The 15,488-nt window shown below is 71.4% G+C and carries 13 protein-coding genes; 5 read left to right on the top strand and 8 right to left on the bottom strand.

The features are described 5' to 3' along the window. Positions 1-8: 8 nt before the first annotated feature. The gene (locus tag ACZ52J_RS25460; RefSeq protein WP_465622004.1) at positions 9-1,499 is read left to right on the top strand and encodes an FAD-dependent monooxygenase; all 1,491 of its coding nucleotides are present in this window, start codon (positions 9-11) and stop codon (positions 1,497-1,499) included. A 100-nt stretch (positions 1,500-1,599) separates the two neighbouring features. Here ACZ52J_RS25460 and ACZ52J_RS25465 read toward each other — a convergent pair whose 3' ends face one another. The 4 genes from ACZ52J_RS25465 to ACZ52J_RS25480 form a co-directional block, all read right to left on the bottom strand. Then, positions 1,600-2,808: a cytochrome P450 gene (locus ACZ52J_RS25465; protein ID WP_465622006.1), complete on the bottom strand. Its 1,209-nt coding sequence runs from the start codon at positions 2,806-2,808 to the stop codon at positions 1,600-1,602. 68 nt (positions 2,809-2,876) lie between these two features. Next, positions 2,877-3,533: an HAD family hydrolase gene (locus ACZ52J_RS25470; protein WP_465622009.1), complete on the bottom strand. Its 657-nt coding sequence runs from the start codon at positions 3,531-3,533 to the stop codon at positions 2,877-2,879. Between the two features lie 188 nt (positions 3,534-3,721). After that, a complete protein-coding gene (locus ACZ52J_RS25475; RefSeq protein WP_465622011.1) occupies positions 3,722-4,738 on the bottom strand; it encodes a ScbA/BarX family gamma-butyrolactone biosynthesis protein in 1,017 nt (338 codons plus the stop codon). A 248-nt stretch (positions 4,739-4,986) separates the two neighbouring features. Beyond that, entirely contained in the window at positions 4,987-6,783 is a 1,797-nt protein-coding gene (locus ACZ52J_RS25480; protein ID WP_465622013.1) for an alpha/beta fold hydrolase, read from the bottom strand. A gap of 292 nt (positions 6,784-7,075) precedes the next feature. On the opposite strand from ACZ52J_RS25480, the gene ACZ52J_RS25485 reads away from it, so the two are divergent. The 3 genes from ACZ52J_RS25485 to ACZ52J_RS25495 all read left to right on the top strand — a co-directional run bounded on the left by ACZ52J_RS25485 (position 7,076) and on the right by ACZ52J_RS25495 (position 10,269). After that, positions 7,076-7,600, top strand: coding sequence for a peptidylprolyl isomerase (locus tag ACZ52J_RS25485; RefSeq protein ID WP_465622015.1), 525 nt, complete (start codon positions 7,076-7,078; stop codon positions 7,598-7,600). Between the two features lie 267 nt (positions 7,601-7,867). Further along, on the top strand, positions 7,868-8,824 hold the full coding sequence (locus ACZ52J_RS25490) for a phosphatidylinositol-specific phospholipase C (RefSeq protein ID WP_465622017.1): 957 nt from the start codon (positions 7,868-7,870) through the stop codon (positions 8,822-8,824). A gap of 206 nt (positions 8,825-9,030) precedes the next feature. After that, positions 9,031-10,269 carry an alpha/beta hydrolase family protein gene (locus ACZ52J_RS25495; RefSeq protein WP_465622019.1) on the top strand — a complete coding sequence of 413 codons (1,239 nt, stop codon included), beginning with the start codon at positions 9,031-9,033 and terminating at the stop codon, positions 10,267-10,269. A gap of 109 nt (positions 10,270-10,378) precedes the next feature. Here the strand turns inward: ACZ52J_RS25495 and ACZ52J_RS25500 are convergent, their stop codons facing one another. Further along, positions 10,379-10,669: a winged helix-turn-helix transcriptional regulator gene (locus tag ACZ52J_RS25500; RefSeq protein ID WP_465622020.1), complete on the bottom strand. Its 291-nt coding sequence runs from the start codon at positions 10,667-10,669 to the stop codon at positions 10,379-10,381. A gap of 132 nt (positions 10,670-10,801) precedes the next feature. Here ACZ52J_RS25500 and ACZ52J_RS25505 point away from each other — a divergent pair, with 132 nt between their 5' ends. Beyond that, complete coding sequence (locus tag ACZ52J_RS25505) at positions 10,802-11,200, top strand: YybH family protein (protein ID WP_465622022.1); 399 nt, start codon at positions 10,802-10,804, stop codon at positions 11,198-11,200. A gap of 390 nt (positions 11,201-11,590) precedes the next feature. On the opposite strand, the gene ACZ52J_RS25510 is transcribed toward ACZ52J_RS25505, so the two are convergent. From ACZ52J_RS25510 to ACZ52J_RS25520, 3 genes are all read right to left on the bottom strand, one after another. Continuing rightward, complete coding sequence (locus tag ACZ52J_RS25510; protein WP_465622024.1) at positions 11,591-12,319, bottom strand: hypothetical protein; 729 nt, start codon at positions 12,317-12,319, stop codon at positions 11,591-11,593. Between the two features lie 114 nt (positions 12,320-12,433). Then, positions 12,434-12,973 carry a PadR family transcriptional regulator gene (locus ACZ52J_RS25515; protein WP_465622026.1) on the bottom strand — a complete coding sequence of 180 codons (540 nt, stop codon included), beginning with the start codon at positions 12,971-12,973 and terminating at the stop codon, positions 12,434-12,436. A gap of 247 nt (positions 12,974-13,220) precedes the next feature. Beyond that, positions 13,221-15,263 (bottom strand): oxidoreductase, encoded by a 2,043-nt coding sequence (locus ACZ52J_RS25520; protein WP_465622027.1) that lies wholly within the window; start codon positions 15,261-15,263, stop codon positions 13,221-13,223. Positions 15,264-15,488 lie beyond the last annotated feature (225 nt).

Below are 15,488 nucleotides of genomic sequence, written 5' to 3' on the forward strand. Positions count from 1 at the left end.
CCGCACCCATGGATCCCGCCACCACTTCCCGTGCCCAAGTCGTCGTCATCGGGGGCGGCCCCGTGGGCATGCTCGTCGCCGCCGAGCTGGGCCATCACGGCATCTCCACCGTCGTTCTGGAGACGAACCCGGAGACCGTCGACCAGCCCAAGGCCGGCACCCTGCACGCCCGTACCGTCCAGGGCCTGGCCCGCCGCGGCCACCTGCGCGCCCACCAGGCCACCGACACCGGCCTCGCCCGTCCGAACGCCGACGCCTTCCACTTCGCGGGCTTGCCCGGCCTGGTCATCACCGCCCCCGGCACCGAGCCCGCGCCGATCTACGGCCGCTCCCAGGCCGACCTGGAGCGGGACTTCGAGGCCCGGGCCCGCGCCCGCGGCGTCACCGTCCTGCGCGGCCACACCGTGACCGACCTCGTCCAGGGCCCGGCCACCGTCGAGGTCGTCGCCGAGGGCCCGGACGGCGTACGGCAGCTGACCGCCGAGTACGTCGTGGCCGCGGACGGCGCCCGCAGCACCGTGCGCGACCTGCTCGGCTTCGCGAGCGAGACCCACCCGGCGACCGTCTCCGCCCTGCTCGGCCTGGTCCGCCTCAGCGACCCCCACCGGGTGCCCTCCGGCTGGAACCGCACCCCGCGCGGCTGGACGATCGCGGGCGTGAACCCGTACGGGCACAGCCGCTTCTTCACCATCGACTTCCGTGGCCCGCACCGCGACCGCCACGCCCCGCTCACCCTAGGCGAGCTGCGATCCGAGGCCGAGCGCATCCTCGGCCACGCGGTGCCGATGACGGACCCGGTGTTCTTCTCCAAGTTCAACGACTTCTCCCGCGTGGTGTGCGACTACCGCAAGGGCCGGGTCTTCCTGGCCGGCGACGCCGCCCACGTGCACTTCCCGGTCGGCGGCCAGGGCCTCAACCTCGGCCTGCAGGACGCGCTCAACCTCACCTGGAAGCTCGCCCACACCCTGGCCGGCACGGCGGGCAAGGACCTGTTGGACACCTACAGCGCCGAGCGCCGCCCGGTCGCCCGCCGGGTGGTCGACAACACCCGCGCCCAACTCGCCCTGATGCGGCCCGATCCGGGCCTGGACCCGCTGCGCGACCTGGTCTCCGAACTGCTCGGCGTCGAGGGTGCCAACACCCACCTCGGCAACATGATCAGCGCCCAGGACACCGTCTACCCGGCGCGCATCTCGGACGGCTCCCCCTGGGAGGGACACTTCCTTCCCAACCTCCCCCTCACCACCGAGGACGGCCCCACCGACGTCATCCGTCTACTGCTGGACGGACGCCCGGTGCTGCTCCTGCTCGGCGCCGACGAGGAGGCGCACCGCAAGCAGGCCGAGGGCTGGTCGCACCTGCTGCGCGTGGTCCGGGCCGAGGGCAACCGCAAGCTGCCGTGGGACGCCGTCCTGGTCCGCCCGGACGGCTACGTGGCCTGGGCGTCCGACGGCGGTCCGCTGGCCGGCACGCTGCGCGAGTGGTTCGGCGAGCCGTAGCGGACGCCGGCCCGACCGGCCATGCCCGAAGGGCGGGTACGGCTTCCCGTACCCGCCCTTTCACGCACCTACCGGACCGCCACCGCGACTACCGGCGCGGCTACCACCGCACCGGCAGCGAGGTCGGCCGCCGCAGCACCGTGCCGATGTCCCACGGCACGTCCGCCGGCTCGACGGCCAGTGCCAGCGTCGGGAACTCCTGCGCCAGGCGGGTCAGCACGGACACGATCTCCATCCGGGCCAGCGCCGCGCCCATGCAGTGGTGCATCCCGTACCCGAACTGCAGGTGCCGCTTGGCCGGTTGGCGGTCGGGGTCGATCACCAGCGGGTCCGGGAACACCTCCGGGTCGCGGTTGGCGGCGAAGGCGTCCGGGTAGACGACGCTGCCCTCGGGCACCAGGCCGACGCTGGTCTCCAGGTCCCGGCCCGCGATGCGCGGGAAGGCGGAGATGGTGCCGAGCGGGATGAGCCGGATCAGTTCCTCGGCCAGCCGCGGCGCGATCTCCGGTTCCTCGGCGAGCCGGCGCCACAGCGCCGGGGCGGCCAGCAGGGTGTAGAGCGACTTGGTGAGCACGGACACGATGTTCTGGTCCGCGCCGAGCAGGGAGCCGAAGAAGATGCCGGTCAACTCGGCGTCGTCCATGGCGGGTTCGACGCGGTCGCGGTTGGCCCGGAACTGCTCGATCAGGCCGCCGGGCAGCACCGGCCGGGCGCCGGTGACCAGGTCCTGGACGTAGCCGTAGACCTGGTAGAAGTGCTGGACGAGGTCGGGCACGTTCTCGTGGGAGGCGATCTGCACCACCCGCGAGGACGGCCGGAAGTAGTCGACGTCGTCCAGCGGCACGCCGAGGAAGTGGCAGTTGACGGTGATCGGCACGCGGTCGATCAGGTCGCTGAACAGGTCCGGGGATTCGGCCGTGCGCAGCCGCGCGATCCCCTCCTCGATCACCCGGTCGAGCACCGGGCGCAGCCGCTCCACGCCGGTCGCGCTGTAGTCGGCGGCGACGAAGCCGCGCACCCGGGCGTGGTGCGGGGCGTCCAGGTTGAGCAGCAGTTCCTTCGGCATCACGGTGGGCAGGAAGCTCGGCCCGCCGTCGACGTTGGTCTCGGTGCGGCCGGAGGCCGGGTCGGTGAGCAGCTTGTGGACGTCGGCGTAGCGGGTGAGGTGGACGGCGGAGTGGCCGCTGGGCAGCTCGATCAGCGGCACGCCGTTTGGTCCGGGCTCGGTCAGCGGGGTGAAGGCCGGGACGGGGTCCAGGTGCGGGATGTCCGTGACGGTGGCGGTCGCGGACGGGACGACGGTGGTCATGCGTTCTCCGGTGGGAGGTGAGGGTGAGGGAGCGCGGCCGAGGACAGCCGAGGACAGCCGATGAGCGGTCAGGTGAGCGCGGGCAGTCCGATCAGGCCGGTCAACTCCCGTACGGCCTGGGCACTGTTGCGGAAGTGCACCGCGCGCCAGCCGCAGCGGCGGGCGGCGACGCAGTTCTCGGGGAGGTCGTCGATCAGCACGCACTCCTCGGGCGTCACCCCCGCCTGCTGCTCGGCGAGGCGGAAGATCTCCGGGTCGGGCTTGCGGAACCCGACCTTGCAGGAGTCGACCACGCAGTCGACCTCCCCGGCGGGCGCCACGATGGCCTGCCAGTACGGCTCCCACTCCACGACGTTGTTGCTGAGGATGCCGACCCGGAAGCCGTTCTCCTTGGCGTGCCGCACGGTCGCGGTCATCACCGGGTTGGCGTTGACCCCCTCGAACCACTGCTCGCCGAAGCGCTCGAAGCGGGCGCGGGTCAGGTCGATGCCGGGGTTCTCGTCCCGCAGGACGCGGACCATGGCGTCGCCCCACTCGGCCTCGGTGAGCATGGCGAGTTCGATGGGCGCGAGCGGTTCGACGCCGAGCTCGCCGGCGACGGTGCCGAGGGCGGTCTTCAGCTGGCGCGGGGTGATGCCGGTGCGGGTGTGGTACGAGTCGAAGAGGTCGTCCAGCGGCGGCGAGAGCACACCGCCGAAGTCGAACCAGATCATGGGCTTGGACATGGCGGTGTCTCCTTGCGGTGCCGTGACGTGGCGGCGCCGTGACATGGCACAGTGACGTGGCGGCGCCGTGACATGGCACAGTGACGTGGCGCCGCGACTCGGGCTGTTCGGGCTGTTCGGGCTGTTCGGGCTGTTCGGCTTTTTCGCGCTGCTCAGGCTTCTCGGGCTGCTCAGGTTTTTCGCGCTGCTCAGGCACTGGCCGCGGCATAGGCGAAACGATTCTCCAGAGCACCCGTGATCGGGCTGGTACGGGCGAGGTGCACCCGGGCGCGGGCGATCTGCTCGTCCTCCTGCACCATGCTGATCTCGAACGCGACGGTGTCCGCCGCCGGCGACTCCACGACCCGCACGACACAGTCGGTCGGCAGCTCGAACTCGCCGAAGCGGGTGAAGTCCGTCTCCACCCGGGAGAGCAGCAGGCTGCGCGACGAGAGTCCGAACAGCTCCTGCGCCGCATACATCGCGGACTGGCGGAAGCCCTCGAAGATCAGCGCGCCCGGGATGTGGTCCAGCGGGTGGTCGAACAGCGCCGGGTTGCCCTGGTCCACGACGACCTGGGCGCGCAGCTCGTGGCCCCCCAGCTCGACCCCGGCCAGCACGACGTTCTGCCCCGAGGCGCGGCCGACGGAGATCGACGGCACCCGGCGCCCGGTGTGGTGCGGCCGGGCCGGGGCCAGGGTGAGGGCGGCGCGGCCCTTGTCACGCATCCGGTCCCAGGCGGCACCCGGCATCCACTGGCACACGGTGCGCATGGTGGCGGCCTCGTCGCCGTCCACCGAGAGGACCAGGTCGAGGGTGCTGCCGGTGACGACGCCGTCCCGGCGCTTCAGGTCGACCTGGTGGGCCCGGATCTCGGCCTGGCCGGGGCGGGCCCCGATCCGCAGAGCCTCCGGGTCGGTGATGTTGAGTTCCCCGCTGACGAAGATGAACTTGTTGTCCAGCGGCGCGTCCAGGAAGGTGTGCGCGGCGTAGATGGACGCCTGGCGGAAGACCTCGACCAGCAGCAGCGGGTCGTAGGCGGCGGGCGCGGTGACGTTGTCGCTGTAGTAGCTGTGCACCCGCGGCAGCTGCGCGGCGATGAGGTACTCGCCCTCGGCGACCCGGGCGGAGTCGGTGAGGAAGACCTCACAGATGGCGGCCCGGTGGACGGTGGCACGCGGGACGGTGTTCGAGTAAGTGAGAGTACCGTCCAGGATTGCGGACATGACTGAGCTTCCCCCTCTGGGCTCTTGCATGTAGGTACCCCTCCGATCGGAGGTGCGAGCGTGATCGTACCTCTGTTCGCGGCGAGGTTACTGTGGCGTAGGCCACGTGAAAGCGAACAGGTGTGTTAAAAGTTCGCGTGGACCTTGTTGCGGGGATTGCCCAGGTCAGCGGCCGATCCAGGACGGCGACCAGGAGAACGCCAACGGCCCGCCGCAGGTTGGCGACGGGCCGCTGACGGAACAACGGGTCAGCCGAGCGGCAGCTCCAGGCTCGCCTCGCCGCCGGTCTGCGAGCTGATCGTGGTGGTGCTGCCGTCCACGCTCGCGAAGGAGTACAGCTGGTCACGGCTGTTCACGACCAGGGCGAGGCGGTGCCCGGCCGGCAGGTCGTAGGCGGCCGGCTGCAGCTCCCAGCTGACGGCACTGTTGACGTTCGGGGTCAGGTTCGTCGCCGTGTACGGCTCGTGGGTGATGATCCGCGCGGTGCCGTCCGGCGCGACGTCGTACAGGTAGGCCACCAGCGTGGTGGCGTCAGCCGTGCTGCGCACGGTGAGCTTCACGGTGGCGGCGCCGCGGATCCGCCGCGCCACCTCGCCCTGGCCGGTGAGCGGGTCGGTCGACCAGACCAGCAGCTGCGCGCGGTCGAACTTGGCGACGTCGTAGACCTTGGGATTGCCGAACCACTCCTGCTGCCCGGTCGCCATGAGGGCGTTCACCGCGGTGGCCTCGGTCAGGTTCCCGGCGGTGAAGTCCCGCGACCACCCGGCGGTCGGCTTGTCGGACAGCGCGCCGTCGCCCGCACCACCCGTGCCGGTGAGATACCAGGACTCGCTGCCGGTGGTGACGTCCTCCCAGGCCCCGTGCGGCTCGCGGCGCGCCGGGACGGTGATCAGCTTGGTGCCGCCGGGGATGACGATGGTCCGGTAGGTGAACATGGTCTGGTTGTTCACCGCCGTCCAGCTCGGCACGTCGTTGTCCGCGCCGAGCAGGTGGCGGTCCAGCCACTCGTAGGCCTCCCGCATCGGCACCGCCAGACCGGGGAACGGCAGGCCGCCGACCAGACCGGCCAGCCCCGGGCCCTCGGGGGCGCCGTGGTCGCCGATCCACAGGTTGAGGCGCTTCGGGACGGTCAGCCGGGTGAACGTGTCGATCACCGAGGCGACCGGGAACAGCGTCTCGTGCCAGGTGTTCGAGACGAAGGTCGGAATGTCGCGCTCGTTGGTGATGTCCAGGTAGGCCTCCGGGGAACGCTCGGTGCCCCAGGCGACCACGCCCTCCAGGTTCTGCCCGCTGAGGAAGTCCTTGAGGAGTTGCTGGGTGGCCTCGTCGAACTTCTCCTCCAGCGCGCCGCCGGTGAAGCCGATCAGCGCCTGGACGGCCGAGAGGTGCCGGGTGTCGTTGTGGAACAGGCTGGTGGCCAGGTTGCCCCAGGTGCTCAGCGCGACGACGGCGTCGACCCGGTCGGCCGGGTCGTGCGCGGCGACCAGCTGGCTGATCCCGGAGCCGTAGGACTCGCCGAGGAAGCCGATCCGGGAGGGGGTGAAGTGCTCCTGCGCGTAGTCGATCACGGCCGAGCCGTCGGCCCAGTCGTTCGGCCCGGCCACGTCGATGAAGCCCTCGGAAGTGGACAGCCACCCCGCGATGCCGATGCCGCGCGGCGAGTAGGCCAGCACGTGGTAGCCGCGCCGCGCCAGCGTGAGGTACGCGTAGAGGAACGGCAGCCAGCCGTACGGGTTCCAGCCGGCGGGCACGATCACGACGGGGTGCGGGTTGCCGTCGTTCAGCTTGATGCTGAGCGCCGACAGACGGACGCCGTCGGGCGCCGTGATGCGGGGCAGCTCGACCGTGGCGGCCTGCCGGATATCGGCCACCAACTCGGAGAGCTCCGACGGGAGTTCGCCGACGGGCTCCCCCCGGAGGGCCGCCAGCAGCGCCTGGGCCACTTCGACGACGGACGGGTTGACGGTGAGACCGGCGCCCCAGATGCCGTTGGTGGCGATGTCAGTGAGTGTCGCGTCGGTGATCGACGGGGTCTGGTCGGTCATGCGGAACCACCCTCTCGTGAACGGATACCGAAGCGCTTCTTGGCCACAAGGGACGTATCCAAACTGATGGCATGGCAGCTTCGCCCGAACGAATGAGCCGCAGAGACCCTCACCCACGGACCTCCCCGGCCTGTGGTAGTCGCCGCCTCCGAGGCCATGCCATCCGCATGCCTCATCCGCTGCCGCGACACTCGCGGTCACTCGTGCGAGTGAGATGCCGTGCCGTCGCCCCGAGTCGTCCGCCCGGTCGGAAGACTGGCCCGCGCCAGTAGGACCGACCGAAGGATGTGCCATGGCAGAAGAGCTGTACGCGACGCTGAAGACCAACCAGGGCGACATCGTGATCCGGCTCCTGCCGCATCACGCCCCCAAGACCGTCCGGAACTTCGTGGAGCTCGCCAAGGGCGACCGGGAGTGGATCAACCCGGAGACGGGGCAGAGGACGACCGACAGGCTGTACGACGGCACGGTCTTCCACCGGGTCATCGAGGGCTTCATGATCCAGGGCGGCGATCCCCTGGGCAACGGGACCGGCGGGCCCGGCTACAAGTTCGCGGACGAGTTCCACCCGGACCTGGCGTTCACCAAGCCGTACCTGGTGGCGATGGCCAACGCCGGGCCGGGCACCAACGGGTCCCAGTTCTTCATCACCGTCACGCCGACCACCTGGCTCACCGGCAAGCACACCATCTTCGGCGAGGTCGCCGACGAGGCCGGCCGGAAGGTCGTCGACGGCATCGCCGAGGCGGAAACCGGCCGCAACGACCGCCCGGTGAAGGACGTGGTCATCGAGTCGGTCGCCATCGAGGCCCGCTGACCGGCGGAGGCCCACCACCGCCCGGAGTGGGAGGTCGACCCCGCCGACTTCCCACTCCCACCGCCGACGGCTGATCGGCGACCGGCTGCGCGAGCGTGAACCCGGCCCACTGCCCCGGGGGGACACTCCTGCCTCAGCACATCACCGGGTCGGTAGTCGTGACTCATGGGCGGGCCCCTCGTACAGTGGACCCGCCGACGCCGAGGCCGCGTTCGGAGCAGCGACAGCGCACGTCCCAGCCGATCCGAAGGCCGAAGGAGCCACGCCATGGGCATCGCACGTCGTGATCTTCTCAAGTGGGGCGCGGGAGTCGGCGGGGCAGCCGCCCTGGGAGGCGGCCTCGTCCTGCCGTCCACCACCTGGGCCGCCGCGCGGACCACTCCACGCGGACTGCCGACCGACAACTGGATGAGCCGCCTGGACGGAAACGCCTCCCTGCTCGGTCTCACCATCCCCGGCACCCACGATTCGTGCTGCGAGAACCCCGGCTACGGCACCGAGTGGTCGCACACCCAGAACTGGGGCATCCCACAGCAGTTGCAGGAAGGCGTTCGCTTCCTCGACATCCGCTGCAACGGCCTGCAGGGCGCGCCCGACGAACTCGGGATCTACCACTCCGACAACTACCAGCACATCCGGCTGCAGGACGTCCTCGACCAGTGCCGGTCCTTCCTGCAGGCACACTCCGGCGAGACCATCGTGATGCGCCTCAGGAACGAGCGGGCGGGCGGACAGGCCCTCGGCGACGACGAGTTCATGCGACGGGTCAACTACTACTTCAACGAGTTCGGCTTCCGGAGCCTGTTCCACCTCTACGGCTGGCCGACGCTCGGCACCGCGCGCGGAAAGGTCGTCCTGCTCGCCGACTTCGCCAACCCCTGGGGTCTGATCGACTGGTCCAGCGGCCAGAACGAGTACCTCGACACCCAGGACGTCTGGGAGATCGGCGGCAGCGACCCGCTGGGCAAGAAGGGCCAGTACATCGTCGCCCAGTTCGACAAGGCGTTCCTCAACCCGAACTACTCGAAGATGTTCGTCAACTTCCTGAGCTACGCCGGTGGTTACTGGCCCAAGAGCAGCTCGCAGAGCCTCATGGACCGCACCGTCTACCCGTACCTGAACGCCCGCACCCAGCAGCGCGCCCGGTTCGGCATCGTGCCGATGGACTTCCCGGACTTCCACGTCAACGTGCTGCAGATGCTGATCGACAAGAACTTCGTCTGACCGGGACAGGCACACGGTGAACACCGAGCCCGAGCCCGAGCCCACGCCCGGCGCACCGGCGCACCGGCGCACCGGCGCACCGCCAGGCTGTCGCTTTCCGCTCCGCATCAGCCCAAGGACGTAAACCCGTGGGCCAATACCCGGTGACGGAGGATCAATCGGCGGGCTGATGCTGCCCGCCCGCCCCGCGTGACAGCGTTCAGCGCATGGACACCACGCCGTTCGCAAGCCGTACCGGACTGACGCGCCGCCGCATGATGGGCACCGCCCTGGCCGTGGGCACCGCCGTGCCGCTCGGCCTCGCCGGCGCCGCCTGGGGCGCCCCGGCCTCCTCCGGCGGTCCGGCCACGCCCACCGGGTCCGCCCCCGCCCGACTCACCCTTCCCGCGCCCACCGGCCCGTGCCTCGTGGGCATGGTGCCGCTCCACCTGCGTGACACCTCCCGCCCGGACCCGATCGCCGGCCCCGGCCGGTACCGCGAGCTGATGGCCACCGTCTGGTACCCGGCCCGGAGCGCCGACACCCACGCGTACCCGCTCGCCCCCTGGATGACCGACGGCGCCCTGCGCGCCTTCCTCGACGACGCCGGCTACCCGCTCGACCCCTCCGTCGCCCCGCTCACCGCCGGCCACCAGGGCGCGCCCGTCCACCGGACCGGCCACCGGCTGCCCGTCGTCGTCTTCTCGCACGGCTCCGGCAGCCACCGCGCCGACCACACGGTCATCTGCCAGGAGCTCGCCAGCCACGGCTACGCCGTCGTCACCGTCGACCACACCCACGACGCGTTCACCGAGTTCCCCGACGGCACCGTCTCCACCCCGTCGGACCTCGTCCCGATGGCCCCGAAGGACTACGCCGCCGACGTCCGCTTCCTCCTCGACCGCGTCGACGACCTCGCCGCCGGCCGCAACCCCGACGTCGACGGTCGCACCCTTCCGGTCGGCCTGCTCGGCGGCCTCGACCCTTACGCCGTCGGCGCGTTCGGCTGGTCCAAGGGCGGCACCGCCACCGCCCTCGCCATGGCCGCCGACCAGCGCATCCGCGCCGGACTCTCCCTCGACGGGCCGATGATCGCCAACCCCGCCCCCACCACCGACCTCGACCGGCCGTTCATGATGATGACCGCCGTCTGGGCCCGGGCCACCAACCCCGCCGCCGAAACCTTCTGGACCCACCTGCGCGGCTGGCGGCTCGACATCCAGGCCACGGGCGCCATCCACGCCTCGTACGGCGACAACATGACGCTGATCCCCCAGGCGGGGAAGCTGCTCGGCATGACCGAACAGCAGATCCAGTCCCAGGTCGGCACCCTGGACCCCGACCGGGGCATCCGCATCCAGCAGGCCTACCCGCTCGCCTTCTTCGACCTCCACCTGCGCCACCGAGGCCGCCAGCTGCTCGACGGGCCCTCGCCGGCCTTCCCGGAGGTCACCTACCACCCGTAGGCCGCAAGCCCGGACGGGAGGGGTCCAGGTGGGAGGAGCCCGGGGCGAAGGTCCGGGTGGGAGGGGCCCGGGGGGGAGGGCGGCCGCCACGGGGGTGCGGCCGCCCCTCTCACCGGCTGCCCGTCAGCCGCTCACCCGTGCGGTACAGCTCCACCAGCAACGGGCGCAGTGCCTCCCCCGCCGGCGTCAGCCGGTACGAGGTCCGCACCGGAAAACCGGTCAGCCGCTCCCGCACCACCAACTCCCTTTCCCCCAGGGCCTGCAGCCGCTCCGCGAGCACCTTCGAGCTGATCTCCGGCAGCCGCGCCCGCAACTCCCCGTACGAGGCGGGGCCGTGCATCAACTCCCGCAGCACCAGGGTCGTCCACCGGCCCGCCACCGCCGCGAGCGCCACCTCCACCGGACAGTCCGTCTCCGGTCGCACCGTACGGCCGCGCTCGCCGGGCACCAACTCCGCGTCCCAGCTCCGGCTTTCGGCGCGCGCGTCGCTTCCCGTTTGGTGACCTACGGCACGCCCGTCTTCACTGCTCACATGACTCACCCCACCAGCCTCCCCGCGAGCACCGACCCGGCACAACACCCGGCAGCCTTCGCCGCCGCGTTCAACTCCGGCGACCCGGGCCTCCTCGCCCAGGTCTACGAGCCCGGCGCCGTCTTCGTCCCCTCCCCCGGAGCCGCCGTCACCGGATCCGAACTCCACGGCGCCAGCGCCGAGTTCCTCGCTCTCGGCCTGCCCATCACCGTCCGCCCCCGGCACACCTACGTCGCCGACGACATCGCCCTCCTCATCGTCGACTGGGAGATCACCGGCACCGCCCCGGACGGCACCCCCGTCCACCTCACCGGCACCGCCACCGACGTCGCCCGCCGCGACCCGGGCGGCCACTGGCGCTACGTGATCGACAACCCCTTCGGCACAGCGAGGCCTTGAGAGGCGAGGCCTTGAACGGCGCGGCTTTGAGAGGCGCGGCTTTGAGAGGCGGGGCTTTGAGGGGCGCGGCTTTGAGAGGCGGGGCTTTGAGGGGCGGGGCCAGTCGACTCGCACCCTCCGGTTCACCGCGCAGGAGCAGACCTGGCCGGTCTGCGGGTCGAAGGAGAAGCTACCCAGGTACCGGCCCCGGGTGACCGACCGGTCGAACAGCTCGCTGTGCTACCAGTTCCTGGGCCCCAGTGGCCGTAGCCGACGTCCTCCACCGCGCCGTACCGCCAGGTGTCGGCGAGCGTCACCGCCGTGCACGATGTGTCCCCACCGCACGCGGCGAGGCACGCGGCGGGGAGCAGGGCCACCTCGAGCACACGTCCTTCAGGAACCCGACCGAAGTCAGACCCGCATGCCCTGGGTGGCCACGACGGTGGGCGGGGTGGTGCTGCCGGCGGTGGTGCCGAGGGTGCGCTCGACCTTGGCCACGGCGGTGCGGTACTGCATCGAGGCGGTCTGCGAGGAGGCGCCCTCGCGCTGGAAGTAGCCGAAGGCCATCGCGACCGTGCCGAAGCGCTCGATGCCGATGAAGGCGTTGAGTTGGACGCCGGCCAGGGTGCCGTCGAGGCGAACCGCGGGGGCGTCCTGGCGGTCGCCGAGGGTGATCGGGGTGACGGTGAAGGTCACCGTGTCCTCGGTGCCGGCGTTGAAGGTGATGTTGTGGCAGCTTCGGAGGGCGTCGGCCACGCTGTTGAAGTCGGCGGCGAGCCGATCGGGCGCCTCGGCGGCGAGGGCCTCGGTCACCATCGGGTTGCCGTCCGGGCCGTCGAGTTCGGTCTCGGCGCGCGGGTTCGCGAGGCCGGGCTGGGTGGCGTGCATGTTGATCAAGGCACTGAGCGCGTCACAGCCGCTGACCGGGCTCGGGTTGTCGCCCGGGCTGGGGCTCTGGGTGGCGGGTGCCTCGGTGAAATCTGGGCCGAGGTCGGCCGCGGTGAGCAGGGCAGATTTCAGCTGGTCGGCGGAGGGGAGCTCCTGGGTGGGCGCGGCCGACGCCAGGTGGGCCGGGCCCAGAGCGACCGCCACGACGACGGCCGCGGCGGTGATGGCGTGGAGAGGCCTAGGAAGAGACATACGGGCCCCCGGTCGAGAGTTCGGGCAGGGACAAGGCAACCAGTGTCCCACCGGCGGCTGGGCGCGGCGCGCGGGGCGGGCATCTTCGCAGGTCAGGGCCGGGTGCGGCGAGGGTCAGGCATGGTCCGGGGAGAGGGCTTCGAGGGTCTCGGCGAGCCACTCCAGCCAGAAGGTCTCCAGCCCGATCCCGGCCCGCAGCACCGCGTGCTGGAGCCGGTTCTCGCCGTCCGCCTTCTCGGCCGGGAAGTCGCGTCGCTCGATCTCCAGGTAGTCGGCCAACTGCGCGCGGTGAAGCGCCAGATGGCGCTCCAGCTCGGCCGTCAGGCCGTCCGCGCCGACCACCGCCGCCGCCCGCAGCCGCAGCAGCAGCGGCTCCCGGACGGCGCGCGGGGCGGCGCCCTCGGCCGTCCAGCGGACCAGTTCGGCACGGCCCTCCGGCAGGACCTCGTACTCCTTCTTCTGCCCGCGCACCGGCGCGTCCGGCCGAAGGGCCCGGATGTGACCGGAGGCCTCCAGCCGGCCCAGCTCGCGGTAGATCTGCTGGTGGGTGGCGGGCCAGAAGAAGGCGATCGACTTGTCGAACCGCCTGGTCAGTTCCAGCCCCGAGGACGGCTTCTCCAGGAGGGCGGTGAGGATGGCGTGCGGCAGCGACATGCGGACGATCCTAGGGGCGCACGAGCGGGTCGGATGGCTGCGGGCCGTGAGCGGGTCTCATGGAGCAAGGCCATGAGCAGGCCTCATGGGGCACGCTCATGAGAAGGCCTCATGGCCGCGCGCATGAACAAGTCTCATGGGGCACGCCCATGAACGGATCTCATGACCGCCCCCCATGAGCAGGTCACATGACCCGGTCACATGAGCGCGTGCATGAGCAGCCCTCATGCACGCGCCCATGAGCCGCTCAGAGCGAGGCGGCCAGTTCGGTGCCCTGCTTGATGGCCCGCTTGGCGTCCAGCTCGGCGGCCACGTCGGCGCCGCCGATCAGGTGCACTGCCAGGCCGCGCTCGCGCAGCGCCTCGTACAGGTCGCGGCGCGGCTCCTGGCCGGTGCAGAGCACCACGGTGTCGACCGGGATCAGCTGGCGCTCACCGTCCACGGTGATGTGCAGGCCGGCGTCGTCGATCAGGTGGTACGTCACGCCGGGGACCATCACCACGCCGCGGTGCTTGAGCTCGGTGCGGTGGATCCAGCCGGTGGTCTTGCCGAGCCCGGCGCCGACCTTGCTGGTCTTGCGCTGCAGCAGGTGGACGCTGCGCGGGGGCTTCGGGCGCTCGGGGGCGCGCAGGCCGCCGCGCTCGCGGTATTCCGGGTCGATGCCCCACTTGGCCTGGAACACCGGCGGGTTGAGGCTCGCCTGGTCGCCCTGGTCGGTGAGGAACTCGGCCACGTCGAAGCCGATGCCGCCCGCGCCGAGGATGGCGACCCGCTCGCCGACGGGCGCGCCGTCGCGCAGCACGTCGAGGTAGCCGACCACGCTGGGGTGGTCGATCCCGGGGAGGTCGGCGGGGGTGCGCGGGGTGACGCCGGTGGCGAGGACGAGGTCGTCGTAGCCCGCTTCGGCCAGCTGTTCGGCGGTGGCGGTGGCCCCGAGGCGCAGCGTGACGCCCAGTTCGGCGAGCCGGGTGCGGTAGTAGCGCAGCGTCTCGTCGAACTCCTCCTTGCCGGGGATGCGCCGGGCCACGTTCAGCTGTCCGCCGACCGTCTCGGCAGCGTCGTACAGCGTGACCTCGTGGCCGCGCTCGGCGGCGGAGACGGCGAAGGCGAGGCCGGCCGGGCCGGCGCCGACGACGCCGACGCGCTTGCGCACCTTGGTGGGCGCGAGGACGAGTTCGGTCTCGTGGCAGGCGCGCGGGTTGACCAGGCAGGAGGTGATCTTGAGGCTGAAGGTGTGGTCCAGGCAGGCCTGGTTGCAGCCGATGCAGGTGTTGATGGCGTCGGCGCGGTCGTCGCGGGCCTTGGCGACGAAGTCGGCGTCGGCGAGCAGCGGGCGGGCCATCGAGACCAGGTCCGCGTTGCCCTCGGCGAGCAGGCTTTCGGCGATCTCGGGGGTGTTGATGCGGTTGGTGGTGACCAGCGGGATGCCGACCTTGCCCATGACCTTCTTGGTCACCCAGGCGAAGGCGCCGCGCGGCACCGAGGTGGCGATGGTCGGGATGCGGGCCTCGTGCCAGCCGATGCCGCTGTTGATGATGGTCGCCCCGGCGGCTTCGACGGCCTGGGCGAGCCGGATCACCTCGTCCAGGGTGGAGCCGCCCGGCACCAGGTCGAGCATGGAGAGGCGGTAGACGATGATGAAGTCGTCGCCGACCCGCTCGCGGACCCGGCGGACGATCTCCACCGGGAAGCGCATCCGCCGCTCGTACGGGCCGCCCCACTCGTCGTCGCGCCGGTTGGTCGCGGCGACGATGAACTCGTTGACCAGATAGCCCTCGGAGCCCATGATCTCGACGCCGTCGTACCCGGCTCGGCGGGCGAGTTCGGCGCAGCGGGCGAAGTCCTCGATGGTCTGCTCGACCTGTTCGGCCGTGAGCTCGTTGGGCACGAAGGGGCTGATCGGGGCCTGGAGGGCGCTGGGGGCGACGAGGTCGGGGTGGTAGGCGTAGCGGCCGAAGTGCAGGATCTGCAGGGCGATCTTCCCGCCCGCGGCGTGCACCGCGTCGGTGACCACGCGGTGCCGGTCGGCTTCTTCCTCGGTGGTCAGCATCGCACCGCCTTCCCAGGGGCGTCCGGCCTCGTTGGGGGCGATGCCGCCGGTGACGATCAGGCCGACGCCCCCACGGGCGCGCTCGGCGTAGAAGGCGGCCATCCGCTCGTAGCCGTGGGGGGCTTCTTCCAGGCCGACGTGCATCGAGCCCATGATCACGCGGTTGGGCAGGGTGGTGAAGCCGAGGTCGAGTGGGCTGAGCAGGTGCGGGTAGCGGCTGCTGCCGGGGGTGGCGCTCATCGACGTCTCCTGGGGCGCGGGCTGGGTGTCGTGGTTACCGCAGGGTAAGGGGACGGGTCGATCGGTTGCAACTAGTTGCATAAAGCGGGGGAAGCCCAGCGGCCACGGCCCGAACCGGCCGCCCTGCGGCTCGGACCTGCCGCCCCGGACCGAACCGACCGAACGCCGCGCGGACGGCGGGACGCCCGCGTATCGTCGTGTCCCGGACATCGCGGGCTCGGGAGA

It is taken from the genome of Kitasatospora sp. NPDC034035 (assembly GCF_055575755.1).